The sequence below is a fragment of the Rhizobium sp. P44RR-XXIV genome, from assembly GCF_001999485.2.
GTDB lineage: Bacteria > Pseudomonadota > Alphaproteobacteria > Rhizobiales > Rhizobiaceae > Rhizobium.
Window position 1 is genome coordinate 589,403 of record NZ_MPVZ02000028.1, and the last position, 24,903, is coordinate 614,305.

At 59.3% G+C, this 24,903-nt stretch carries 20 protein-coding genes; 16 read left to right on the forward strand and 4 right to left on the reverse strand.

Going from position 1 to position 24,903, the window contains the following annotated elements; genetic code table 11:
• Nucleotides 1-35 precede the first annotated feature (35 nt).
• Entirely contained in the window at nt 36-1,781 is a 1,746-nt protein-coding gene (locus BSK43_RS19975; RefSeq protein WP_077468762.1) for an ankyrin repeat domain-containing protein, read from the forward strand.
• Here BSK43_RS19975 and BSK43_RS19980 read toward each other — a convergent pair.
• Entirely contained in the window at nt 1,771-2,523 is a 753-nt protein-coding gene (locus BSK43_RS19980; protein ID WP_077468761.1) for a hypothetical protein, read from the reverse strand. The genes BSK43_RS19975 and BSK43_RS19980 overlap by 11 nt on opposite strands.
• A 149-nt stretch (nt 2,524-2,672) precedes the next feature.
• A complete protein-coding gene (locus tag BSK43_RS19985) occupies nt 2,673-4,985 on the reverse strand; it encodes an NADP-dependent malic enzyme (protein ID WP_077468760.1) in 2,313 nt (770 codons plus the stop codon).
• Between the two features lie 226 nt (nt 4,986-5,211).
• Here BSK43_RS19985 and BSK43_RS19990 point away from each other — a divergent pair, with 226 nt between their 5' ends.
• The 7 genes from BSK43_RS19990 (at nt 5,212) to BSK43_RS20020 (ending at nt 12,494) form a co-directional block, all read left to right on the forward strand.
• The gene (locus BSK43_RS19990) at nt 5,212-5,967 is read left to right on the forward strand and encodes a glycerophosphodiester phosphodiesterase family protein (protein ID WP_169055432.1); all 756 of its coding nucleotides are present in this window, start codon (nt 5,212-5,214) and stop codon (nt 5,965-5,967) included.
• Nucleotides 5,968-6,046: 79 nt separating this feature from the next.
• Complete coding sequence (locus BSK43_RS19995; RefSeq protein WP_077468759.1) at nt 6,047-6,886, forward strand: UDP-2,3-diacylglucosamine diphosphatase; 840 nt, start codon at nt 6,047-6,049, stop codon at nt 6,884-6,886.
• A 167-nt stretch (nt 6,887-7,053) separates the two neighbouring features.
• Complete coding sequence (locus BSK43_RS20000) at nt 7,054-8,271, forward strand: MFS transporter (protein ID WP_068387375.1); 1,218 nt, start codon at nt 7,054-7,056, stop codon at nt 8,269-8,271.
• A 197-nt stretch (nt 8,272-8,468) separates the two neighbouring features.
• Nucleotides 8,469-9,587, forward strand: coding sequence for an ABC transporter permease (locus tag BSK43_RS20005; protein ID WP_244509843.1), 1,119 nt, complete (start codon nt 8,469-8,471; stop codon nt 9,585-9,587).
• 11 nt (nt 9,588-9,598) lie between these two features.
• Nucleotides 9,599-10,462, forward strand: coding sequence for an ATP-binding cassette domain-containing protein (locus BSK43_RS20010; RefSeq protein ID WP_077468758.1), 864 nt, complete (start codon nt 9,599-9,601; stop codon nt 10,460-10,462).
• Nucleotides 10,463-10,471: 9 nt separating this feature from the next.
• Complete coding sequence (locus BSK43_RS20015; protein WP_077468757.1) at nt 10,472-11,872, forward strand: MlaD family protein; 1,401 nt, start codon at nt 10,472-10,474, stop codon at nt 11,870-11,872.
• A gap of 7 nt (nt 11,873-11,879) precedes the next feature.
• Nucleotides 11,880-12,494 (forward strand): ABC-type transport auxiliary lipoprotein family protein, encoded by a 615-nt coding sequence (locus BSK43_RS20020; RefSeq protein ID WP_077468756.1) that lies wholly within the window; start codon nt 11,880-11,882, stop codon nt 12,492-12,494.
• Between the two features lie 4 nt (nt 12,495-12,498).
• On the opposite strand, the gene BSK43_RS20025 is transcribed toward BSK43_RS20020, so the two are convergent.
• Entirely contained in the window at nt 12,499-12,897 is a 399-nt protein-coding gene (locus tag BSK43_RS20025) for a polyketide cyclase (protein ID WP_077468755.1), read from the reverse strand.
• A 263-nt stretch (nt 12,898-13,160) separates the two neighbouring features.
• Between BSK43_RS20025 and gndA the strand changes: the two genes are divergently transcribed.
• Entirely contained in the window at nt 13,161-14,588 is a 1,428-nt protein-coding gene (gene gndA, locus BSK43_RS20030) for an NADP-dependent phosphogluconate dehydrogenase (RefSeq protein WP_077468754.1), read from the forward strand.
• Between the two features lie 65 nt (nt 14,589-14,653).
• Here gndA and BSK43_RS20035 read toward each other — a convergent pair whose 3' ends face one another.
• Nucleotides 14,654-15,685 carry a LacI family transcriptional regulator gene (locus BSK43_RS20035; RefSeq protein ID WP_077468753.1) on the reverse strand — a complete coding sequence of 344 codons (1,032 nt, stop codon included), beginning with the start codon at nt 15,683-15,685 and terminating at the stop codon, nt 14,654-14,656.
• A 463-nt stretch (nt 15,686-16,148) separates the two neighbouring features.
• Between BSK43_RS20035 and BSK43_RS20040 the strand changes: the two genes are divergently transcribed.
• The 7 genes from BSK43_RS20040 (at nt 16,149) to BSK43_RS20070 (ending at nt 24,877) form a co-directional block, all read left to right on the forward strand.
• Nucleotides 16,149-17,387: an ABC transporter substrate-binding protein gene (locus BSK43_RS20040; RefSeq protein WP_077468752.1), complete on the forward strand. Its 1,239-nt coding sequence runs from the start codon at nt 16,149-16,151 to the stop codon at nt 17,385-17,387.
• A 90-nt stretch (nt 17,388-17,477) separates the two neighbouring features.
• Complete coding sequence (locus BSK43_RS20045; RefSeq protein WP_077468751.1) at nt 17,478-18,368, forward strand: sugar ABC transporter permease; 891 nt, start codon at nt 17,478-17,480, stop codon at nt 18,366-18,368.
• Between the two features lie 12 nt (nt 18,369-18,380).
• On the forward strand, nt 18,381-19,277 hold the full coding sequence (locus BSK43_RS20050) for a carbohydrate ABC transporter permease (RefSeq protein ID WP_077468750.1): 897 nt from the start codon (nt 18,381-18,383) through the stop codon (nt 19,275-19,277).
• A 3-nt stretch (nt 19,278-19,280) separates the two neighbouring features.
• Nucleotides 19,281-20,372, forward strand: coding sequence for an ABC transporter ATP-binding protein (locus tag BSK43_RS20055; protein ID WP_077468749.1), 1,092 nt, complete (start codon nt 19,281-19,283; stop codon nt 20,370-20,372).
• Nucleotides 20,373-20,429: 57 nt separating this feature from the next.
• Nucleotides 20,430-22,892 (forward strand): glycoside hydrolase family 2 protein, encoded by a 2,463-nt coding sequence (locus tag BSK43_RS20060; protein WP_077468748.1) that lies wholly within the window; start codon nt 20,430-20,432, stop codon nt 22,890-22,892.
• 78 nt (nt 22,893-22,970) lie between these two features.
• Nucleotides 22,971-23,732 carry a sugar phosphate isomerase/epimerase gene (locus BSK43_RS20065; RefSeq protein WP_077468747.1) on the forward strand — a complete coding sequence of 254 codons (762 nt, stop codon included), beginning with the start codon at nt 22,971-22,973 and terminating at the stop codon, nt 23,730-23,732.
• A gap of 11 nt (nt 23,733-23,743) precedes the next feature.
• Entirely contained in the window at nt 23,744-24,877 is a 1,134-nt protein-coding gene (locus BSK43_RS20070; protein WP_077468746.1) for a Gfo/Idh/MocA family oxidoreductase, read from the forward strand.
• The last annotated feature ends 26 nt before the right edge of the window (nt 24,878-24,903 follow it).

The following is a 24,903-nucleotide window of genomic DNA, read 5'->3' on the forward strand; positions in this document are numbered from 1 at the left end:
CGCGGATACCGGACGTAAATGGAAGGAGGTCTATCGTGACCACGCGCTCTTTGGCGAGCACCGCCACACTCGATTCCCTGAAAAAGCAGGCGAAGGCTTTCCTCAAGGCCGTTCAATCCGGAGACGCTTCGGCGCGAAGCCGCGTCGAGCCGTATTTCCCTGATAGTGCCGGCGTCGGGCTTCAGGACATACAGCTTGTGCTGGCCCGTGAGTTCGGCTTTTCCAGCTGGACGAAGCTCAAGGCCCATCTGGAGACCGGCGACCGCAAGCAGGTTCCGCGAGATCAGCTCGCCAACCGCTTCCTCTCGCTCGCAACGGTTTCGTATTTCGGCAGTATTGCTGCTGATCCGGCTCGGTTCGATGAGGCCTTGCAGCTGCTGGAGGCAAATCCGGAGATTGCCGGCGAGAATATCCATATCGCTGCCGTGCTCGGTGATGTCACCGGTGTGAGCCGCTGGCTCGATCGTCAACCGCAGCTTCTCGACCGCAAGGGTGGCCCTTACGACTGGTCACCGCTTATGTATGCGGCCTATGCCCGCTTGCGAGGCCGCTCCAGCCTGCCGGCCGCCGAAGAACTCATCAGGCGCGGCGCCGACGTGAATGCCTTCTTTCTCGATGGTGGCCAGTATCGTTTCACGGTCCTGACCGGCGTCTTCGGGGAGGGAGAAGCGGGAAAGGATCGCCAGCCGTCGCATCCGGAATGCGAGGCCTTTGCACGGTTGTTGCTTGAGGCCGGCGCCGAAGCCAATGACAGCCAGGCGCTCTACAACCGGATGTTCGAGCCGGACAATACTTGCCTGAGCCTGCTGCTGGAATACGGTCTTTCGGCTGACGCCAAGAACAATTGGCTGGTGCGTGAAGACGGAAAACTCGTCGCAAATTCGCAGACCGTGTTCGACTATCAATCGGCCTGGGCGCTGGAGCACCGTATGGCCCCGCGCGTTCGGTTGCTGGTGGAGCATGGGGCTGATGTCGGCAGACCCGTCAACGGCAGAACGCCCTATGAATGGGCGCGGCTTGGTGGCGACAGCGAACTGGCAGCCTATCTTGTGCAGAAGGGCGCAATTGCGGTTCGCCTGAAGCCCGAGGATTGGGCTTACGTCCAGGTGAAGACCGGCGACATTGACGCGGAGCAAATCAGGAGAGTTTTCCAGCAGACGCCAGGTGGGAGCGATCTCGATATAGCGGCGGCGATGCAGAGGGCTCATCCCGCCATGCTGCACGACGCTGCCGGCGATAATGATCTGGAAGCCGTCCGCCGAATGCTGGAGCTCGGTCTCGACGTCAATGCGATGACCAGCCGTACTCCGTTGCATGAGGCTGCGCTTCACGGCCATATCGAAATGGCGAAATTGCTGATCGAGCATGGAGCAGAGACCACCATTCGCGATCCGCATTTCTATGCGCCGGCGATTGGCTGGGCCGAATATAATGGAGAATCAGAGACGGTCGAATTTCTGAAAGCCTATCCGCTCGATATTTTCGCGGCTGCGGCTTTTGGCCAATTGGAACAGCTGAGAGATCTTCTCGGCAGACATTCGGAACAGCTGGATATTCGCTTCGGCGATTTCCGCCCGAGTGGGCAGCCCAGTGTCGATCGTGACTGGATGACGCCTCTCGGCTTTGCGATTGCCAATCGGCGTACGGATGCGGTGCGCCTCTTGCTCGAGCATGGGGCGGACCGTTCGATCAGGGACGCGACCGGAAGATCCTATCGGGACCTTGCGCAGGATATGGGAGACGAAGTTATCATCGCCGCGCTAAGGCTGCCTATTGCATAGGCTGTGGTCCGGCCTCTTTCGGATGTTTGAGGTCGATATCGCCATGGTCGGTCGCAAGGAATTGCGGCCCGACCTGACGCACCTTGTTGGCTGAGGGATCGTAGGGCCGATCGGGCGGGAATTTTTGCGGCTCGGCCTGCGTCACCACCGGTGCCTTCGGTGCAGGTGACTGCTTCTGTTGCAGGCTGGAATCTTTCTGCAGCCTCGGTGTCTCGATGACTGTGATCGAACTATCGGGTTGCGCCAGGGACTGCTGTTCCGGCGCATAGGCATCGAGCTTCGTCCGGGTGTCGATAACGACATCCGGCGTTGCCGAAGCCGGGAGGCTGCAGCCATTCCTCTGCATCGTATCCAGCAGTTGCCGGCGTTGAAGGCCGGCTGCATCGATGCGGCCGACACTGTCTTCGCGCTGATTCATCAGCAGGCCGAGATCGTGCCGCATCCCGTCGAGCGAGCTTCTCATATCATCGCAAATGCCCGAATTATCCTCGCCGAAAATGACGATGCCGCTGTCTTCGACGCAGCCCTGATTACGCAGGTCGCTCATCACGCGGCGAATCATCATATTCTGCTGAACGATTGCGCGTGAAAGCTGGCGCGTTTCCTGGCTGGCGCCGATCACCTCGGTGGTGTCGGCATAACGGCCGCGCAATTCATCGCATAGATTGGCCTGGGCGTAGCTGGGCGTGGCCGTCAGCAGGGACAGCAGGGCGATGGAAATTAGGTTTGTGCCGCGATTCACGTATCTGCTCTCGAAAGCGGGTTGATTTCGTTGGAAGCTACACTTTGGAGCTTAACAACGTATCCATCAAGACGCATCGATTTCGAGTGAATTTTAGCAATTTTTAATTTGCGGCCGCCACGCGCGAGCGGCCGCAAAGAAGGGTTTCGTCACGCCAGCTGCGATGCTTCGACGACGGCCAGGGCCGCCATGTTGACGACGCCGCGCGATGTGACCGAAGGCGAGAGAATGTGCGCCGGAAGCGCCGTGCCGAGCAGGATCGGCCCGACATGCAAGCCATCGGTCATGGTCTTGACGACGCCGAGTGTGATGTTGGCGGCATCGAGATTGGGGAAGACCAGCAGATTGGCTTCGCCCGAGAGCGTGCTATCAGGCATGACGTGGCGACGCAGGCTCTCGGATATCGCGCTATCGCCATGCATTTCGCCATCGACTTCGAGTTCGGGTGCTGCTTCGCGAACGAGTGCCAAGGCACTGCGCATCTTCGTGGCACTTTCCGATTCCCGCGAGCCGAAGTTGGAATGTGAAACGAGCGCGGCGCGCGGCGTGATGCCGAAACGCTTGATTTCCTCTGCCGCCAGCACCGCCGACTCAGCGATTTCCTCAGCACTCGGATTAAACGTCACATAAGTGTCGGTGTAGAAGGTTGCGCCGCGCTGCGAGATGAGCAGGCTCAATGCCGAAAAATCCCGGACATCCGGCCGCTTGCCGATGATCTGGCGGACGATGCGCAGGTGGCGCTCATAGCGGCCTTCCAGACCGCAGATCATCGCATCGGCCTCACCGCGCTTGAGGGCAAGCGCGCCAATGACGGTGGTGTTGGTACGAACGATGGTCCGGGCTGCCTCGGGGATAACGCCGCTGCGGCCCACGAGCGAAAAGTAAAGCTCGACATATTCACGGAAGCGCGGATCGTCTTCCGGATTGATAACGGCGAAATCGGTGTGCGGACGGATCTTGAGGCCGTAGCGCTTCAGGCGGGTCTCGATGACGGAGGGGCGGCCGATGAGGATCGGCGCCGCCGTGCCTTCTTCAAGCAGCACCTGCGCGGCACGCAGCACGCGCTCGTCTTCACCTTCGGAGAAGACCACCCGCTTGCGCTCGGAAATCTTCGCGGCGGCGAAGATCGGCTTCATGACGAAGCCGGAGCGGAAGACGAAGCGGTTGAGCTCGTCCATATAGGCATCGAAATCGGTGATCGGGCGCAGTGCCACGCCGCTTTCGGCGGCGGCCTTGGCCACGGCCGGCGCGATGCGCAGGATCAGGCGGGGATCGAAGGGCGAGGGGATCAGATAGTTCGGCCCGAAGACCGGGGTTTCGCCTGTGTAGGCGCGGGCGGCTACATCCGAAGGTTCTTCGCGGGCAAGCGAAGCGATGGCGCGCACAGCGGCCATCTTCATTTCCTCATTGATCGTCTTGGCGCCGCAATCGAGCGCGCCGCGGAAGATATAGGGGAAGCAGAGAACGTTGTTCACCTGGTTCGGGAAATCCGAACGGCCCGTGCAGATCATTGCGTCGGGGCGGGCAGCGCGGGCGAGGTCGGGCATGATTTCCGGCGTCGGGTTGGCGAGCGCCATGATCAGCGGCTTTTCCGCCATCTGTTCCAGAAGCTCGGGCTTCAACACGCCTGCGGCCGAAAGGCCGAGGAAGACGTCGGCGCCTGGGATCGACTCGGCAAGCTCGCGCTTGTCGCTATCCTGAGCATAGATGGACTTCCATTCGTCCATCAGCACGTTGCGGTCCTTGTAGACCAGGCCCTCGATATCGTGGACCCAGATGTTCTCACGCTTGGCACCAAGGATGACGAGCAGGTTGAGGCAGGCGAGCGCGGCGGCGCCGGCGCCGGACGCCACGATCTTGACGTCTTCGATCTTCTTGCCGGCCAGCTCCAATCCGTTGAGGATGGCGGCGGCGACGATGATGGCGGTGCCGTGCTGATCGTCGTGGAAAACGGGGATTTCCATCTTCTCGCGCAGGCGACGCTCGACGTCGAAGCATTCCGGCGCCTTGATATCCTCGAGATTGATGCCGCCGAAGGTCGGCTCCAGAGCCGAGATCGTGTTGACCATCTCGTCAACTGTGGGAGCCTCGACTTCGATGTCGAACACATCGATGCCGGCGAATTTCTTGAAGAGAACCGCCTTGCCTTCCATCACGGGCTTGGAGGCAAGTGGGCCGATATTGCCGAGGCCGAGCACTGCCGAACCATTGGAAATAACGGCAACGAGATTGGCTCGGGACGTGTAATAGGCTGCCGTTTCCGGATTGTCGCGGATGGCGAGGCAGGGTGCAGCAACGCCTGGAGAATAGGCAAGCGCGAGATCGCGCTGGTTGCCGAGCGGCTTGGTAGCCTGGATTTCAAGCTTGCCGGGGCGGGGATAGCGATGGAAATAGAGCGCCTGTTCGTCGAAATCGCCACTCGCCATGTTCTTGGCTGCCTTCGAAGTATCGTGCGTATCCATCTCGCGGTCTCCATTCCTGCCTGCGCTTGAGTCCCTCCATACAACAATCGTTTGGCGTTCACAGTATGCAATTGACGTCACAAAGCGTTTTTGCAGCGGCAAAGTCTTGATCGCCGGTTCCGACTGCCGCCGCAGCGGCGCCTTGTCGCAAGCCGGGCCGGTGGGCTGCGGCGTCATAAGGGGTTCACCGCACGGGATTATGAGATCCGCAGGCAGAGGATCTCCCATGACTATGATTGTTTCTCATCGCGGCGGCGCGCATCTGTGGCCTGAAAACACCAGGTTTGCCTTTTCGAAAACAGCCAAGCTCGACGTCGATCTCGTCGAATTCGATGTTCATCAGACGCGCGACGGCAAGCTCGTCGTCCATCATGACGCTTTGATCGACAGGATGACGGACGGGAAGGGTGCGATAGCCGATCTCACCTACGAGGAATTGGCGCGCCACATTGTGATTGGGAGCGGTGGCGAGACCATACCCACCCTTACGGAAACCATCGACATTTTCGGTCCGTCCGCAATCGATCTTCGGCTGGAGATCAAGACCGGACTGGACGGCAAACCCTATGAAGGAATGGAAGGCCGCATCCTCGACGAGTTGATGGCGACGGGGATGCTGGCGCGCACGATGGTGACAAGCTTCGCGCTGCCGCGTCTTCAGGCATTCGTTGCTGCTCTCGATGAGCGGGGCCTGAACGCCGGCGAATTGCTCGGCTTCATCTTTCTCTGCTTGCCGCAGACGGTAACCCAGCTTGGCTGGCATGGGATCGTTGCTGCTCTGCGCGTCTCCGGCATGCGGGAGATCGCCGTGCGCGCCGATGCGCTGGATGCCGAGGTCATGGACTTTTTTCGGGCGAACGACGTGACGGTGCATGGCTGGGCTGCGCATACGAGTGAGGCGGCGCGCATGATGTTTCGCCTTGGTGTCGCCAGTTTTACAACCGATCGACCGGATCTCGCCATCGTGGCCAAACGCGGCTGATCTGCCTCGATAAGCCGCCAGACACAGGGTTTGTCATCTTCCTGAAACACGAGTCTGGTTTTGGAATAGGTAAGGTAGGATAGGGCACGGACATAAGTTCGTGAATGAAAACATGGACACCCGGCGATTCCGAACACTGTTCATTTCTGACGTGCACCTTGGCTCGAAAGCCGCGAAGGTGGACTTTCTGCTCGACTTTTTACGCCACCACGAAGCCGATACGATCTTCCTCGTTGGAGACATCGTCGACGGCTGGCGCCTCAAGCGAAACTGGTACTGGCCGCAGGATTGCAATGATGTGGTCCAGAAGCTTCTGCGCAAGGCACGCAAGGGCACGCGCATCGTATATATCCCCGGCAATCACGACGAATTCCTCCGTGATTTCCCCGGCATGCACTTCGGTGGCATCGAAGTGGCGCAACGCGCCATGCACGAGACTGCCGACGGCAAGAAGTATCTCGTGTTGCATGGTGATGAATTCGACGTCGTCGTCCGCAATGCCCGCCTGCTCGCCTATCTCGGCGACTGGGCCTACGACATGGCGATCCTGATCAATATCGGCCTTGCTGCCGTGCGCCGCCGTCTGAATATGCCTTACTGGTCGTTCTCGGCCTGGGCGAAGCTGCAGGTCAAGCATGCCGTCAACTTCATCGGCGAATTCCAGCGTGTCGTTGCCGAAGAAGCCAAGCGCAACGATGCCGACGGCGTGATCTGTGGCCACATCCATCATGCCGTAATTGAGGATCTCGACGGCATTCGTTACATCAATACGGGTGACTGGGTGGAGAGCTGCACGGCGATCGCCGAGCATGAGGACGGCACGTTTGAGCTCATCACCTGGCAGACAATTCTTGAGACGCAGGCCGCAGGCGCCTCGGTCGAAGAATTGCCCCAGCCGCTGGGAGCCCAGGCGGCCTGATTTAGAGGCCGCCTCACGAGCTTAATAATAGCCTGTCATAATTATTGATCATCGGGAAAGCCCAGAAGCTTCGGATTTTTTCCGAAACGTTACGATTTGGCCATTTCTCGCCATAGTCGTACTCACGATAGAGTGATAGGGACAAATCAGTTCCCTTCAGGTCTGTCATGATTCCCGCCATAAAGTCCTCGCAGGGCGAGGGTGCGCCCCCGTATTTCCGATTGCGCACTGCCTTGTCCTATTGTGCACCGTTGTTCGTCAACGGGATCGCCTTGCCGTTTTTCCCCGTCTGGCTGGCGGGGCTGAATTTCAGCGACCACGAGATCGGTCTCGTGATTGCCGTGCCCATGGTCGTGCGTGTTCTTGTAACGCCTATTATCGCCAGCCTCGCCGATCACATGAAGGAACGCGCCGATGTGCTGTTCTGGTCCGGCGGCCTGTCGCTGCTGACGGCGATCGCGCTTTACTGGACCAGCGATTTCTGGCCTGTTCTGCTCGTCTACGGCATCCAGGGCGCGACCTATGCACCCTATGTGCCGGTGGTCGAGTCCATTGCCATGTCGGGCGTGCGTCGCTGGGGCTTCGATTACGGCTCGATGCGCGTGTGGGGATCAATCACCTTCATCCTCTCGACCCTTCTTGGCGGACAGATGATCGGCATGTGGGGAGGCACGATGGTGCTCCCCGTCATGGTTGCCGGCTTCATCCTTACCATGCTGATGGGTGTGTTTTCCCCACGTATCGGACCGACGCGCCGACATAACCAGCCGATCAACCTGCAGCCCCCGACCGGAAACCTGCGCTCTCCCAAGCTGCTCGTCACCATGATCGGCGTTTCTGTGCAGCAGTCCAGCCACGCGATGCTTTATACTTTCGCGTCGATTTACTGGCGCAAGCTTGGTTTCTCCGGAGCGGAAATCGCTGTTCTCTGGAGCATCGGCGTTGCGGCCGAAGTGATGGTCTTTTTCCTGTCGAAGAAGCTGAGCCGGCGTTTCAGCGCGTGGACGCTGATCTTTTTCGGCTCGAGCATGTGTGTCCTTCGCTGGATCCTGTTTCCGATGAATCTGGGTTTCCTCGGTTACTTCCTGCTGCAGTGCTTCCATTCCTGCACCTATGCCTGCGTCCATACCGGCATCCAGCGGCGCATCGTCGCCTCGGTCCACGAAACGCAGGAGGCTTCGGCTCAGGGCGCCTATTATTTCTATAACGGGATGTTCCTTGGCCTGATGACGCTGGCATCCGGCTATCTCTATGCGTGGCTTGATATTGACAGCTATTACGTCATGGCCGGGGTGGCTGCTTTCGGCCTTGGCATGGTCATCTTTGCACGCGGTCTCCAGCCAGGAGGTTCGGCGGTGGGTGGAGGTGCGCGCGGCGTATCGTAACGCGGACGCGAACAAATTCATTTGGATATCAAAAAGCCGTGACATATGTTGGCCGCGGCGCAGCATAGCTATTTCCCGTGCAGTCGGTGTATTAAGCATCGGCGTCGGGTCGGGCTTCCCGAGTCGACGTTAATGATGCCAGATCTGAGAGACGCATTAGTTTGAACGTAGCCGAACAGAAATCCGATGCACCGAGGATCGATGACGAGGCCGATGGCAGTGGGCATCGCTATCGGCTGGAAGGCAATTGGCGCAGCGCCAATGTGCACGGCGTGCTGCGGAAGATCGAGCAGCTCTCGAAACGGAGTTCAGGTGGTGACGTCGTCATCGATCTTTCCGACCTGTCCGATGTGGATACGGCCGGCGCGCTGCTGATCCGGCGTCTGAAGATGAGCCAGGAGGCGCATGGCGCCACGGTGACGATTGACGGCTCCAATCCGCATATTGATGAGCTGCTGACCGCCTTCGACGAGGATCCAGATGCGGAAACCGGGCGGGCGAAGTCGAAGGGACCCTGGACCGAGCGGCTGTTCGCTCCCATCGGCAAGACAGTCTACGAGCTATGGGGCAACTTGATTGCCGCCATGTACATACTGGGCTCGGCTGTTCGCGGCGCGCAGCTCAAATTCGGACGCGGTAGCGGCGTCTCGCCGGCTTCGATCATCAATCAGATCGATCACATGGCCGTCAGGGCTGTTCCCATCATTCTGCTGATGTCCTATCTGATTGGCGCGATCATTGCGCAGCAGGGGGCATTCCAGCTGCGCTATTTTGGCGCCGAGGTCTTTGTCGTCGATCTCGTCGGCATCCTGCAATTGCGCGAAATCGGCGTGCTTCTGACGGCGATCATGATCGCGGGCCGTTCCGGCAGCGCGATTACCGCCGAAATCGGCTCGATGAAGATGCGCGAGGAAGTGGATGCGTTGAAGGTCATGGGCCTCAACCCCATCGGCGTCCTGATCTTCCCTCGGCTGGTGGCGCTGACCGTCGCCCTGCCGTTGCTGACGATCCTTGCAAACTTCGCTTCGCTCTTCGGCGCGGCCACGGTGACCTGGGCCTATTCCGGCATCACCTTCGCCACCTTCGTTTCCCGCCTGCATGAAGCGATCAGCCTTTCCACTGTTATTTCCGGCATGATCAAGGCGCCGTTCATGGCGCTGGTCATCGGCATCGTGGCTGCGGTCGAGGGTTTGAAGGTCGGAGGCAGCGCCGAATCGCTGGGCCAGCACGTCACCTCATCGGTCGTGAAGTCGATCTTCGTTGTTATCCTCATGGATGGGCTTTTTGCCATATTCTATGCAGCGATCGATTTCTGAGGACATCAACGATGAGCGCACTTCACTCGGAAATCCCGTTGGAAAAAGATGAGCGTGGCAGGGACATCGTGCTGTCGGCAAAGGATGTCACCGTCGCTTTCGGCTCGAAAGTCGTGCTCGACAAATTGAACCTCAATATCTACCGCGGCGAGATCCTTGGTTTCGTCGGTGCTTCCGGTGCCGGCAAGTCCGTACTGCTGCGCACGGTATTGCGGCTTCTGCCGCGCCGCTCGGGCAAGATCGAGATCCTCGGCGAGGACTATGACAAGCTCGACGAACAGGACCGCAACAGGCTCGATATGCGCCTTGGCGTCCTCTTCCAGCAGGGCGCATTGTTCTCCTCGCTGACGGTGCGGGAAAACATCCAGGTGCCCATGCGGGAATATCTGGATCTGCCACAGGATATGATGGACGAGCTGGCGCTGATGAAGATCCGCATGGTGGGTCTGGCTGCCGATGCCGCCGACAAATACCCGTCCGAGCTTTCCGGCGGCATGATCAAGCGGGCGGCTCTTGCCAGAGCGCTTGCGCTCGATCCCGACCTGGTATTCCTCGACGAACCGACCTCCGGGCTCGATCCGATCGGCGCTGCTGAGTTCGACGAATTGATCGCAAAGCTGCGCGACACGCTCGGCCTGACCGTTTATATGGTGACTCACGACCTCGACAGCCTGTTTTCCGTCTGCGACCGTATTGCTGTTCTCGGACAGAAACGGGTATTGGTGGAAGGCACGGTTGAGGACATGCTCGCTTGCGACGACCCGTGGGTGCAGGCCTATTTCAAGGGCAAGCGCGCACGTTCGATTGTGCCTCGGGACGACATCAGGGAGCACACAGACGATAACGGCGCAGGCGCCCACAGCCGCGAGAAGTGACTGGAAACTATGGAAACCAAAGCCAATTATACGATCGTCGGGTTCTTTACGCTGCTTGTTATCGCGGCCGCCTTCGGTTTCGTCTACTGGATGGCCGAATATGGCCGCGGCGGTCCGATGGTCGAACTCGTGGTTCGCATTCCCGGCTCCGCCAACGGTTTGAGCGTCGGTTCACCGGTTCGCTTCAACGGCATTCAGGTCGGCTCGGTGCAGGGCCTGTCGATCGATGCTGATGATCCGAACTATTCGCTCGCCTTCACCCAGGTGCGTGCTGACGCGCCGGTTTACACGTCAACCAAGGCCATTCTTGAAATTCAGGGCCTGACGGGCGCTGCTTATATCGAGCTTTCCGGCGGTCGCAATGGCGACGAGAATATTCTCAAACGCTCCGTAGATACCGGCAAGCGCGCCGTGCTGCTTGCGGATCAATCCAGCGTTACGAACCTTTTGACGACCGCGGACAAGATCCTGAACCGTGCCAATGACACGATCGGCGACATTCAGGGCTTTGTCTCGGATTCGCGCGGACCGTTGACCGACACGGTGCGCAATGCGCAGAAATTCTCCAAGGCGATCGCCGACAATTCCGACAATATCGACAAGTTCCTGGCTAGCGTCGGGCAACTGTCCGACACCTTCAAGACGGTTTCGGTTCGTGTCGACTCCACGCTGGATGCTATCGAGAAGCTGGTGCGTGCCGTCGATGCCCAGAAAGTCAACGACGTCATCGCCAATGCCGACAGGATCACCGCGAATGTTGCGGATGCCACGACCGATCTGAAGGCGACCATTGCAAGCTTCAAGCAGACCGCCGACACCTACAATAGCTTCGGCCAGAAAGCACAGCAGACGCTGGATCGTGTCGACGCGATCGTGGCGCAGATCGATCCTGCGAAGATTAAGGGATCGGTTGACGATATTGCCGATGTGACGAAGCAGGCGCGTACCGCCGTTGCTTCCATTCGCGACGTGGCCAATTCGGTTGCCGCTCATCAGCAGGATATCGATCAGACGATTGCCAATGCGCGGGACATTTCCAGCAAGCTGAACTCCGCATCCGGCAAGGTCGACGGCATTCTCACGAAGGTCGATTCCCTGCTCGGCAATGACAGCACGCAATCGTTGTTCGCCGAGGCCAAGGATACGCTCGAGTCCTTCAAGAAGATGGCCGACAATCTCAATAGCCGGATCGGGCCGATCGCCGACAATCTGCAGAAGTTTTCCAGCAGCGGCTTGCGTGATGCCCAGACCCTCATCAACGACATGCGGGGCACGGTTGACAATCTGAATACGACAATCACTAATTTCGACAAGAATCCGCAGCGATTGATCTTCGGCGGAGATACGGTCAAGACGTATGACGGCGCGCGCGGCATTGATGAACAGCGATATCTGGTCTCCAGGGGATAAGCGAAATATGGTCGGTTGCGTGTCGAGTAAGCGTCATCAGGTGTGGAGCGCTGTGGTCGTGTTGCCGTTGCTCGCAGTCTTGCTCGGAGGCTGCGGCAGTTCCGGCAATAACGACACCTACGATCTTTCCGCCTCGGCAAAGGCGAGTGGTCCGTCGGTCAAGAACCGCCAGATCCTCATCCCGCCGCCGACGGCGCTCCAGGCGCTGGATAGCAACCAGATCGTCATCCGTGTCTCGTCCTCGGAAATCCAGTATCTCGGCAAGTCGCAATGGAGCGACAAGCTGAGCAAGATGGTGCAGTCGAAGCTGGTGGAAGCCTTCGAGAACACCGGCAAGCTCGGCGGAGTCGGCGTGCCGGGGCAGGGCCTTGCGATCGACTATCAGATCGTCACGGACATTCGCTCGTTCGAGATCAATGCCGCGGGCGGTCAGAAGAGCGCGGTCGTCGAAATCTCGGAAAAGATCCTGAACGACCGTTCGGGCACAGTGAAGGCGCAGAACATCTTCCGCAAGGTGGTTCCCGTCAGCGGCGGCAGTAATCCGGATTTCGTCCGTGCGCTGGATTCTGCATTCGCCGGCGTGACGAGCGAGCTTGTCGATTGGACATTGCGTTCGCTGTAAGCGGTTACAGCTCCATAAGATCTTTCAGCGTTGTGAGATCGCGCAGTACATGCGCGCTGTCTGCTGCAAATTGCTCCTCGGTCATGCCGGGGAGCCGCAGCAGTGTGAACATCACCTCGCAGCCATCTCCATTCGGCACGATCCTCAAGGCATTGTAGACCTTCAGGCCGGCTTCCAGTGTCACCACGTGATCGATGACGCCTAAGTCGTTCTGCGGGGCAAAGCGCACGCGGGCGGTGCCAAGAATGCCTTCTGCGATCCAGTCGTCTCCATCCTGCTTCAGTCCCGATGCAAGGCCCGAAGCCCAATGTGGCATGTTTTGCGGACGGCTGGCGAAATCGTAAACTACCCTCCAGTCGCGATCGATGGAGATATGCACGATCTTCGTTGTCATGGTCGACATGATGGTCTTCTCCCCTATATCAGCCGAACGGATTGGCGGTTTGCTGCGGATCCCGCAACATTCTTGCACAGTCCTGCAAAGGGGACGATTCACGGCTCGCGGAGGCTTGCCGTTTTTCGTCCGGAGTGCAACAACAACCCCCAACGCAGGGATGCCGTCAGCCGCGTGGAGCGTCGGCGGTATTGCGTCACATCAAATGTTACTGCGCCTTCCGGATCTTCAGGGTGGGCCGGACGCAGTCAACGGCTCATTGGAGGATTGTCGTGGAAAAGGCAGAAATCGGGCTGATCGGTCTTGCTGTGATGGGATCGAATCTGGCGCTCAACATCGCCGAAAAAGGCAACAAGATCGCAGTGTTCAACCGCACGCCGCAGGTGACGGATGAATTCTATGCGAATGCAGGCGAGCTCAAGGACAAGATCATTCCTTGCAAGACGATCGAGGAGTTCGTCGAGGCTATCCGCCCGCCGCGGCCGATCATCATCATGATCAAGGCCGGCGAGCCGGTCGACCAGCAGATGGCGGCACTGCAGCCCTATCTCGATAAGGACGACATCATGATCGATGCCGGCAACGCCAATTTCCGCGACACCATCGCGCGCTTCGATCGCCTGAAGGACACCGAGCTGACATTCATCGGCATGGGCGTCTCCGGCGGTGAGGAAGGAGCCCGTCACGGCCCGTCCATCATGGTCGGCGGCACCGAGGAATCCTACAAGCGCGTCGAAAAGGTGCTGACCTCGATCGCTGCGAAGTACAACGACGATCCCTGCGTTGCTTGGCTCGGCAATGGCGGCGCCGGTCATTTCGTCAAGACCATCCACAATGGCATCGAATATGCCGACATGCAGATGATCGCCGAAATCTACGGCATCCTGCGTGACGGTCTTGGCAAGAGCGCTGCCGAGATCAGCTCGATCTTCGGCGAGTGGAACAAGGGCCGCCTGAATTCCTACCTGATCGAGATCACCGAAAAGGTTCTGGCCGCCAAGGATCCGGCAACCGGCAATGCCGTTCCCGATATCATCCTCGACAAGGCCGGCCAGAAGGGTACCGGCAAGTGGTCTGTCATCGAAGCGCAGAACATGGGCATTCCGGCGACTGCCATCGAAGCAGCCGTTGCAGCCCGCAGCCTTTCGGCCATCAAGAGCCAGCGCGAAGCTGCCGAGAAGATCTTCGGCACGCCGGACTACAAGTTCCCGACCGCCTTTGGCCCTGAATTGCTGAAGGATCTCGAGCTTGCGCTGTTTGCCGCCAAGATCGGTGCCTATGCACAGGGCTTCGCCGTCATGGCCGAGGCTTCGAAGGAGTTCAACTGGTCGCTGCCGATGCCTGTCATCGCCAAGATCTGGCGGGCCGGCTGCATCATCCGTTCGCAGTTCCTCGACGAGATCACCAGCGCCTTCACCAAGGCACCGGATGCGGCGAACCTGATCGTCACGCCTGCCTTTGCGGAAATGGTCAAGGAATCGATCCCGTCGCTGCGGCGCATCGTTTCGGCTGCAACCGCTACCGGCCTGCCGGTTCCGGCGCTGGCCTCGGCATTGACCTATTTCGACGCCTATCGCCAGGCTCGCGGCACCGCCAACCTGATCCAGGCCCAGCGTGACTTCTTCGGCGCACACGGCTTCGACCGCGTCGACGGCAAGGACATCCATCACGGCCCATGGGGCAGCGGCGCTCAGGGCTGAGAAGCTCGATAGAGTGCAACATCAAAAGGCCCGCCGGAGCGATCCGGCGGGCCTTTTCATTCCCATCAGCTCTTGGGCCAGACAGGCGAGCTGATGCTCTGCAGCAGCTCCGGCTCTATGCCGTCGATGCGGGCGATTACAGCCTTTGCCAGCTCCCGACCACCATGGCGGACATCCTCGTAGATCGTGATGATCTCCGGGCGGATCCAGTTCAGTACGTCGGTCGATTGCTTGGCGACCATGTCGATATCGCGGCCAAGCCGGAAGCCGGCCGCTTCGATGCCGGCATTGACGGCAATGGCGCCGCCGCCGCTGGAGCAGACGATGCCGTCAGGCGGATGCGAGGAGCGCATCAACGCCTCGACGCTGTCCCTGATATCGGCCAGCGGCGCATCGGTTGTGACCCTCAGCGGTATCTCCTCGGCGCCATATTCATGCAGGCCGATCTGGAAGCCGATGCGGGTGTGGGCGTAATAGCTGAGCTTGCTGGACGGTTGCAGCAGCGCCAGGCGACGCCTGCCCTTGGCAACCAGCGCCCGAACGGCCTCGTGGGTGAAGGCCTCGTTGTCGAAGTCGTGGAAGGGGTGAACGATGCCCATGTCCGTGCGCCCATGCGTGGCAAAGGGCAGGCCACGTTCGTCCATCAACCGAACGCGCGGATCGTCCGGCTCGGTGCGTGAGATGATGACGCCATCTGCCGAGCCGGTGTCCAGGATATAGCGCACGGGAACCAGCGGATCCTTGCTGTGCGAATGCGGCGTGATGACAAGGTGATATTGCGTGCCCGCGAGCACCTCGGAAATCCCGAAGACCATCTGGCTGGTGAAGCCCATGATTTCCTCGTCGATGCTGAGCACCAGCGCGATGACATTGGTCTTGCCGGTTCTCAGGCGTACGCCGGCGCGGTTCGGCTGATAGCCCAATTGTCGGGCAACCATGCGTACCCGTTCCTTGGTCTCGGCGCCGATATCGGGAGCATCCTTTAAGGCGCGCGAAACGGTGGTAATTCCAAGCCCCGTCATGAAGGCGATCGTCTTCAGAGTAGGCCGCTCCGGTGGAGATTGCGGACCGCTTCCTGAAATTTTCTTATTGTCCATTTCGTACAAGCTCGCCTCCCGGCCGCCTCCTGCGGCCAATCCGCTTATATTGCTCACGCCGATGCCGCAAGCATAGGTGCAATGCCATGGTTCCTCCGTCGACGAGCAAAACTGTAACGATACAGTACGAATGTCGAGTACTATTTTAGACCTGTCTACCGTTGACGTGCCTAATGGTTGTATTGCTATCCCCCGGGTGAGCAGTTTTCCGCTTATGAAACGGCACTCGGCAATCTTTTGATGGGTTTCCTTGCTTATTTGAAATAATATCAATTGTTTACTGAATATTTTTCGGAGGCTCTGGCCCCAATCATGAGCTAGGGTGCTCGTATCTTCCACAGGCAAAATATTACCTTTGGTTGTATAATAGGTGTTCAGCGAAAAAATAACTGGCTGGCGGTTGCGTACAGAAAATGATTCGACTACGTTTTTCCGGCAACGTTTCAGTGAGGGAGGAGAACTCATGAATATTCGTTTGATGGCTGCCGCTTTGCTCGCATCTGTCGCGATTCCAGCCTTTTCAGCCAATGCGACCGATCTCGAGGTAACGCATTGGTGGACATCGGGTGGTGAAGCGGCCGCGGTGAAGGTTCTGGCCGAGCAGTACAATGCGCTTGGCAAAGATCACTGGGTCGACGGCGCGATCGCCGGATCGGGCTCGACGGCAACGCCACTGATCGTCAGCCGCATTCTGGGCGGCAATCCGATGGGCGCCACGCAGCTGAATACCGGCCGCGACGCCGAAGAGCTGGTCAAAGCCGGCCTGATGACCGATCTGACCGATCTGGCTGAAAAGGAACACTGGAAGGATATCATTCGCCCGGCAAGCCTGCTGGCATCCTGCACCTATGAGGGCCGCGTCTATTGCGTGCCGCTCAATATTCACTCCTGGCAGTGGATGTGGGTCAACCGGCATGTCTTCGAAGACAATGGCATGAAGGTTCCGGCCAACTGGGATGAATTCGTCGCCGACGCGCCGAAGTTGCGCGAGAAGGGTATCGTTCCGCTTGCGACCGGCGCTCCATGGCAGGTCGACGGCATGCGCAGCGTCATGCAGATCGGCATTGGCGGCAAGGAAACCTATCTGGCGATCTACCAGAAGAAGGACGCAGAGGCTGTGAAGAGCCCCGAAAACCGCAAGGTCTGGGACGCTTTCGCGCAGGCTCGCGATCTGGTTGACGAGAGCTATTCCGGCCGTGACTGGAACGTCGCCACCAACATGGTGATCACCGGCAAGGCTGCCGCGCAGATCATGGGCGACTGGGCGCAGGGTGAATTTGGCGTCGCCAAGCAGGTTGCCGGCAAGGACTACGATTGCCTGCCGGGTCTCGGTTTCAACGGTTTGCTCGATACCGGCGGCGACAGCTTCTATTTCCCGAAGAACAGCAATGCCGATATCACCAAGGCACAGCTCGAGCTTGCCAGCATGCTCGTGTCCAAGGAAACACAGGTGAAGTTCAACCTTGCCAAGGGTTCTCTGCCGGTGCGTGGCGATATCGATCTGAGCGCGGCCAGCAGCTGCATGAAGAAGGGTCTGGAAATCCTGAAGAATCCGGACAACGTAGTGCCGGGCGTGACCCAGCTGATCGACCCAGATACACGCGGCCAGATGACCGACCTTGGACTGCAGTTCTTCTCGTCGAAGATGACGGTGGACGAGGCGATCGAAAAGCAGGCCGCCATCTTCAAGCAGGCGCAGTAAGCAGACGACCATCCTATCAATCGCGATGGCCGGCTTGGGGCGGGCGAGGGTTCTCGCCTGTCCCGATGCACGCCACCAACGGAGGTATTGATGGCTAACGCTGTCCGGCCATTTGGTCTGTTCCGCAACCTGAATGCAAAGATCGCCGCCATTCCGATGGTGTTGACGGTGATCGTTGTATTCGTGGGCTGCACGCTCTGGACCGTCATCTATTCGTTCACAGATTCAAGACTGCTGCCCAGCTCGAACTTCGTCGGTCTGGCGCAATATCAGCGCCTGTGGAGCACCGATCGCTGGAATGTCTCGATCGGCAATCTTGCCACCTACGGCGTTCTCAGTCTGATCTTCTCTTTCGTCGTCGGCTTTATCCTTGCCGTGCTGATGGATCAGAAGATCCGCTTCGAGAATACATTCCGGACCATTTTTCTTTATCCCTTCGCCCTGTCCTTCATCGTCACCGGCCTTGTCTGGCAATGGATCCTCGATCCGGCGCTGGGACTGCCGAAACTGGCGCAGGACATGGGATTCACATGGTTCAATTTCGCGCTGCTCGGCAATCAGAAAACGGTGCTCTACGCGCTTGTCATCGCCGGGCTCTGGCAGGGCACCGGTCTCGTGATGGTGCTGATGCTCGCAGGTCTGCGCGGGATTGACGGCGAGATCTGGAAGGCCTCGCGTGTCGACGGCATCCCGGCCTGGCGAACCTATATCTTCGTCGTCATCCCGATGATGCGCGGCGTCTTTGTCACCACGCTCGTTATCGTCGCCTCGGGCATCGTGCGCGTCTACGATCTGGTCGTTGCCATGACATCAGGCGGGCCGGGCTTCGCATCCGAAATGCCGGCCAAATATGTCTACGACTTCATGTTCCAGCGTTCGAACCTTGGGCAGGCGCTTGCCGCCTCCACAGTCATGCTGGTCACCGTGTTCATCTTCGTCGTGCCGTGGGCTCTCTACGAGTTCCGCCAGAAGCGCAGATAAGGGAGGCACCAAATGGCATTTGCCACCGCAATCGAGCCTTCGGGCGCAAAACCCAAGCGCCGCTTCGCGCCGCGCACCATCATGCTCTACGGCTTTCTCGGGCTTGCGGCACTCTACTACGTGCTGCCGCTCTATGTGATGATCGTCACCTCGCTCAAGGGCATGCCTGAGATACGCCTCGGCAACATTTTTGCGCCGCCGATGGAAATCACCTTTGAGCCATGGGTGAAAGCCTGGTCGCAGGCCTGCACCGGTCTTTATTGCCACGGCATCCAGGTCGGCTTCTGGAATTCGGTGAAAATCCTCGTTCCGAGCGTCATCGTCTCGATCGCCGTCGCCTCGGTCAACGGCTATGCGCTGGCCAATTGGCGCTTCAAGGGATCGGAAGTCTTCTTCACCGTCCTGCTGTTCGGCGCCTTCATTCCGTATCAGGTCATGCTCTACCCGCTCGTCATGGTGCTGCGCGAACTCGGCCTGTTCGCAACGCTTGGCGGCATCGTGCTCGTGCATACGATCTTCGGCATGCCGATCAACACGCTGCTGTTCCGCAATTACTTCGCCTCGCTTCCGCCTGAGCTCTTCAAGGCGGCGCGCGTCGACGGTGCAGGCTTCTGGCAGATCTTCCTGCGCATCATGCTGCCGATGTCGCTGCCGATCTTCGTCGTCGGCATCATCATCCAGATCACCGGCATTTGGAATGACTTTCTGTTCGGCGTCATTTTCGCCGGCACGCAGAACTACCCGATGACCGTGCAGCTCAACAACGTCGTCAACGCCGTTCAGGGCGTCAAGGAATACAACGTCAACATGGCCGCAACGCTTCTCACCGGCGCGGTGCCGCTTATCGTCTATTTCGTGTCCGGACGGCTCTTCGTCCGTGGCATCGCCGCCGGCGCAGTGAAGGGTTGATCCATGAACAGCAGCGTTTCCATCAAAGACCTTTCGCTGAATTTCGGTGCGGTCAACGTCCTGAAAAATCTCAACCTCGAGATCAATGACGGCGAATTCCTGGTGCTCCTCGGCTCCTCGGGCTGCGGCAAGTCGACCTTGCTCAACTGCATTGCCGGCCTGCTTGATATCAGCGAGGGCCAGATCTTCATCAAAGGCAAGAACGTCACCTGGGAAGAGCCCAAGGACCGCGGCATCGGCATGGTGTTCCAGTCCTACGCGCTCTATCCGCAGATGTCGGTCGAGAAGAACCTCTCCTTCGGCCTACGCGTCGCCAAGGTGCCGAACGACGAGATCAAGAAGCGCATCGCGCGTGCGGCCGAGATCTTGCAGATCGAGCCGCTGCTGAAGCGCAAGCCGGCAGAACTTTCGGGCGGCCAGCGCCAGCGCGTGGCCATCGGCCGGGCACTGGTGCGCGATGTCGACGTCTTCCTCTTCGACGAACCCTTGTCGAACCTCGATGCGAAGCTACGTTCTGAGCTGCGCGTGGAAATCAAGCGGCTGCACCAGTCGCTGAAAAATACGATGATCTACGTCACCCACGACCAGATCGAGGCTCTGACGCTCGCCGACCGTATCGCGATCATGAAGAACGGCGTCATCATGCAGCTCGATGATCCCACGACGATCTACAACGAGCCGCGCAATCTCTTCGTCGCCGGCTTCATCGGATCGCCGTCCATGAATTTCTTCAAGGGCGAACTGGTGAACCGGGAAGGCAAGGTGGCGTTTGCGACCAATGATGTGCTGTTCTCGCTTGATGGCTACAGGGCGGGCGAGGCGTTGCAGGCCGGCCGCAAGGTCGTGCTTGGCGTGCGTCCCGAGCACATAAAGGTCAACGAGGAGCTTGCGTCGGGCGCAGAGGTACACAACGCGACTGTCGATATCGAAGAGCCGATGGGCGCCGACAATCTGCTCTGGCTGAAGCATGCCGGCCACACTCTGTCGGTGCGCGTCAACGGCAGCAGGCGGTTTGGCCCCGGTACGGGCGTGAAGCTCGGCTTTGACATGTCTCTCGCATCGCTCTTTGATGCGCAGACAGAACTCAGAATATGATCCTATGCCCTGGAGGCGGCTTGCCGCCTCCACCTTGCAGCGGTCCGAGGAGGTCCGATGTCGTCTTCGCTCAATGATAATTTCACCGTCCATCTGGCTGGCGCGTGGAGGCTCACATCTCCCGACAGCGATCATTCCCTCTCCATGTCTCTGCCCGGTGATGTCCATGCCGCACTCAATGCGGAAGGCCTCATTCCGGACCCTTATTTCGGCCGGAACGAAGAGCTCGTGCAGTGGGTGGCCAAGCAGGATTGGCAGCTGACACGCAGCTTCACCCTCGATGACACCGGTGGCGACTGGTATCTCGACATCGACTATCTCGACACCGTCGCGAGCGTCTATGTCAATGACGCGCTCGTGCTCGAAGCCGACAATTGCTTTCAGCGTTATCGCCCCGATGTCTCGAAGGCGTTGAAGACGGGCGAGAACAGCATTCGCATCGTCCTGCATTCGAGCATCACAGAGGGAGCGGAGCGGCAGGCGAAGCAACCGTTCTATATCCCCTACAGCACAGGCAATTCACCGATCCCGAATGGTAACATGCTGCGCAAGCCGCAATGCCATTTCGGCTGGGACTGGAACATCGCGATCGCACCTCTCGGGCTCTACGGCACGATCGCGCTGAAGAAGCTCGAGATCGCCCGCATCGAGAATGTCGTCACCCAACAGATTCACAATGACGACGGTTCCGTCGATCTGAAGGTGACGGTGGCGCTGTTTGCCAAGGGTACCGGCGTTGCGCAGCTCTATTTCGAACTGGATGAAGAGCGGGTGCGCCTCGATGTCGGCGTCAATGCCGGCGAGACCTCGATCACCCATGTCTTCCATGTCGACAAGCCCAGGCTCTGGTGGCCGGCCGGCAATGGCGAGCAAGCGCTCTACGCTCTGTCCGTGGAGACGAATTTTGAGACCGTTACGCGGCAGATCGGTCTGCGGACGGTCGAGCTGATCACTGACGATGACGAGGTCGGCAGCCGCTTTGCCTTGAAGGTGAACGGCCGCGAGATCTTTGCCCGCGGCGCCAACTGGATTCCGGCCGACGCGCTGTTTTCGCGCTCCAAGCCGGAGCTGACCGAGGATCTGCTGCAATCGGCGGCGGCCGCCAACATGAACATCATCCGCGTCTGGGGTGGTGGCTTCTACGAGCACGACTGGTTCTACGACATCTGTGACCGCTTGGGGCTGATGGTGTGGCAGGACTTCATGTTCGCCTGCAACCTCTATCCGTCCACGGGCGATTTCCTGGAGAATGTTGAGGCGGAAGTTGCCTATCAGGTTCGCCGGTTGGCGACGCATCCGTCGATCGTGTTGTGGTGCGGCGATAATGAACTGGTCGGCGCGCTCACATGGTTTGAGGAATCCCGCAAGGATCGAGACCGCTACCTCGTCTCCTATGATCGTCTGAACAGGACGATCGAGCAGGCGATGAAGAAGGCTGCACCGGACGTGATCTGGTGGCCGTCGAGCCCGGCATCCGGCTATCTGAACTTCGGCGATGCCTGGCATGCCGATGGCTCGGGCGACATGCACTATTGGTCGGTCTGGCACGAGAACAAGTCCTTCGACAATTATCGCACCGTGCGCCCGCGCTTCTGCTCGGAATTCGGCTTCCAGTCCTACACCTCGCTACCGGTCATCAAGACCTATGCCGAGGCGAAGGATATGAACATCGCTTCTCCGGTCATGGAGCTGCACCAGAAGAATGCCGGCGGCAACGAGCGCATTGCCGGCACGATGTTCCGCTATTTCCGTTTCCCGAAGGATTTTCCGAACTTCGTCTATCTGAGCCAGGTCCAGCAGGGTCTCGCCATCAAGACGGCGGTGGAATATTGGCGCTCGCTGAAGCCGCATTGCATGGGCACCATCTACTGGCAGCTCAACGACACCTGGCCGGTGGCTTCGTGGTCGAGCCTCGATTACGGCGGCCGGTGGAAGGTGATGCATTATCTGGTGCGGCGCTTCTTTCAGCCCGTATCGGTCGCGGCGATCCCGTCGGAAGACAGCAAGACCATCCGTTTCTCTTTGGTCAACGACACCAATGCCGACGTCACGGCCGATATTTCCGTCTCGCTGCTGAAGCTTGACGGCGAGCGGGTACCTTTGACCACGGCGCATGCGGTCTGCACGCCGGACGCTGCTGTTGTTGCATTGTCGATCGATGCGGATCAGGTGCCGGCGGATTGCCTGCTGGCGTGGCGTTTCACCGCATCGAACGGCATGGGCGGCGAGGGGCATTATGTCCACGGCACCTACAAGGCTCTGGAGCTTCAACCAGCGGGCCTGTCGGTGTTGAGGGAGGAGAAGGAGGAGAACGGCACGGTGGAACTCACCGTCACCGCAAAGGGACTTGCGCTGTTCGTGATGATCGAGAGCGAGACCGAGGGGCGCTATTCCGACAATGCCTTCGATCTTGCCGCCGGCGAAAGCCGACGCATCGTCTTTACGCCGGCTAAACCGCTGGCCGGCGGTGTCCCCGCATTCCGCATCTACGATCTGCAATCCAGCCAATCAGTGGATTGAGTTATCACGCCGTCACGGCGGCGTTTTCGGGGCGACAAGCCCAAGACAGACGGCCGGGAGGCCATTGGAGGACTATCGATGACGAAACTTGGATTTCAGCTTTATAGCGCCCGCAATTTTCAGCCCTATTCGGAGATCTTCGTCAAGCTCGGCAAGGCCGGCTACGCCGAGGTCGAAGGCTTTGGCGGCATTTACGCCGATCTGGACGAGGCAGGCCTGAAGAGCCTGCGCGCCGAGCTCGACAAGAATGGCCTGGTCATGGCGAGCGGCCATTTCAGCCCCGACTTTCTTGACGGGCAGGTGGAGAAGGCACTCACGATCGCCAGGACGCTCGGCATGGACTCGATCTACGCGCCGCATATCGGCGCCGACGAGCGCCCGAAGGATGCAGCCGGTTGGCTGGCATTCGGCAAGCGCCTGCAGGAAATGAGCAAGCCCTACAAGGACGCAGGCTTCGAATTCGGCTGGCACAATCACGATTTCGAATTCGTCAAGCAGGCCGACGGCTCGCTGCCGATCGAGCAGATATTCGAAGGCGCTCCGGATATCTCCTGGGAAGCCGATATCGCCTGGGTCATCCGCGGCGGCGGCGATCCCTTTGCCTGGATCGAAAAGCTCGGCTCGCGCATCACCGCCGTTCACGTCAAGGACATCGCACCGGCTGGCGAGAACAAGAATGAAGACGGCTGGTCCGACCTTGGATATGGTACGGTTCCCTGGGCGAAGCTGCTCAAGGCGCTGGCAGGCACCAAGGCCAAGCACTACGTTATCGAGCATGACAATCCGAGCGACGTCGATCGTCTGATCACCCGCTCCATCGCATCCTTCAAGAGCTTTTGAGGCATTTCCACATGGCTAAGGAACTTGGCGTCGGCATCATCGGATGCGGCAACATCTCAACGACCTACTTCTCGCTTTCACCGCTCTTCAAGGGCCTGAAGGTGTTGGCATGCGCAGATATCAACATGGACGCGGCGCGTGCGCGCGCCGAGGAATACAAGGTCAAGGCCCAGACCATCGACGAACTGCTCGCCAATGACGAGCTGGACGTTATCGTCAACTTGACCATTCCGGACGCGCATTTCCCGGTTTCCAAGCGTATTCTCGAAGCCGGAAAACATGCTTACTCCGAAAAGCCGCTGGTACTCACCCTGGAGCAGGGCGAGGAACTGCGGCGGATCGCCAAGGAAAAGGGGCTGGCCGTCGGCTGCGCTCCCGATACCTTCCTCGGCGGCGCGCATCAGCTTGCGCGTAAGTTCATCGATGACGGCGGTATCGGTCGCATCACCTCGGGCTCCTGCCATGTCATGAGCCCGGGCATGGAAATGTGGCATCCGAACCCGGACTTCTTCTTCCTGCCCGGCGGCGGCCCGATCCTCGACCTCGGTCCCTATTACATCGCCAACCTGATCAACCTGATCGGGCCAGTGAAGCGTGTTGGTGCCATGACGTCCATGGCATCGGAAACCCGCACCATCACCAGCCAGCCGCGTAATGGCGAGACCATTCCGGTGAAGACGCCGACGACGATCCAGGCACTGCTGGAGTTCGTCAGCGGGGCGAACATTACGCTCACTGCGAGCTGGGATGTCTGGTCGCATCGCCATGCCAATATGGAGCTATACGGCACCGAGGGCTCGCTCTACGTGCCCGACCCGAACTTCTTCGGCGGCACCGTCGAGGCGAGCGGCCGTGACAAGGACATCAAACCGCTTGAGAACTGGGCGCATCCTTTTGGCATCGCCAATCAGGAAAGCCCGAGCGGTCCGCGCGCCAACTATCGCACGGCCGGTCTTGCCGACCTCGCCGCATCGCTGATCGACGGGCGCGATGCGCGTTGCTCGCTCGACCGCACGCTGCACGGCGTTGACGTCATGACGTCGATCCTGAGATCGGGTGCGGAAAACCGCTTCATCGATCTGACCACGACCTGCACGCAGCCGGCCGCACTCGGCATCGAAGAAGCGCAAGCGCTCTTGAAGTAAGCTCAAGAAGAGCTAGTTTGCGCGCG

What these genes read in the sequence shown, in the direction of transcription:
- BSK43_RS20035 (WP_077468753.1), bottom strand. Translation starts at nt 15,685, where the DNA reads ATGGACAATAAGAAAATTTCAGGAAGCGGTCCGCAATCTCCACCGGAG.
- BSK43_RS20025 (WP_077468755.1), bottom strand. Translation starts at nt 12,897, where the DNA reads ATGTCGACCATGACAACGAAGATCGTGCATATCTCCATCGATCGCGAC.
- BSK43_RS20045 (WP_077468751.1), top strand. Translation starts at nt 17,478, where the DNA reads ATGGCTAACGCTGTCCGGCCATTTGGTCTGTTCCGCAACCTGAATGCA.
- BSK43_RS20055 (WP_077468749.1), top strand. Translation starts at nt 19,281, where the DNA reads ATGAACAGCAGCGTTTCCATCAAAGACCTTTCGCTGAATTTCGGTGCG.
- BSK43_RS20020 (WP_077468756.1), top strand. Translation starts at nt 11,880, where the DNA reads ATGGTCGGTTGCGTGTCGAGTAAGCGTCATCAGGTGTGGAGCGCTGTG.
- BSK43_RS20050 (WP_077468750.1), top strand. Translation starts at nt 18,381, where the DNA reads ATGGCATTTGCCACCGCAATCGAGCCTTCGGGCGCAAAACCCAAGCGC.
- BSK43_RS20000 (WP_068387375.1), top strand. Translation starts at nt 7,054, where the DNA reads ATGATTCCCGCCATAAAGTCCTCGCAGGGCGAGGGTGCGCCCCCGTAT.
- BSK43_RS20060 (WP_077468748.1), top strand. Translation starts at nt 20,430, where the DNA reads ATGTCGTCTTCGCTCAATGATAATTTCACCGTCCATCTGGCTGGCGCG.
- BSK43_RS20070 (WP_077468746.1), top strand. Translation starts at nt 23,744, where the DNA reads ATGGCTAAGGAACTTGGCGTCGGCATCATCGGATGCGGCAACATCTCA.
- BSK43_RS19990 (WP_169055432.1), top strand. Translation starts at nt 5,212, where the DNA reads ATGACTATGATTGTTTCTCATCGCGGCGGCGCGCATCTGTGGCCTGAA.
- BSK43_RS20010 (WP_077468758.1), top strand. Translation starts at nt 9,599, where the DNA reads ATGAGCGCACTTCACTCGGAAATCCCGTTGGAAAAAGATGAGCGTGGC.
- BSK43_RS20015 (WP_077468757.1), top strand. Translation starts at nt 10,472, where the DNA reads ATGGAAACCAAAGCCAATTATACGATCGTCGGGTTCTTTACGCTGCTT.
- BSK43_RS20040 (WP_077468752.1), top strand. Translation starts at nt 16,149, where the DNA reads ATGAATATTCGTTTGATGGCTGCCGCTTTGCTCGCATCTGTCGCGATT.
- BSK43_RS20065 (WP_077468747.1), top strand. Translation starts at nt 22,971, where the DNA reads ATGACGAAACTTGGATTTCAGCTTTATAGCGCCCGCAATTTTCAGCCC.
- BSK43_RS19985 (WP_077468760.1), bottom strand. Translation starts at nt 4,985, where the DNA reads ATGGATACGCACGATACTTCGAAGGCAGCCAAGAACATGGCGAGTGGC.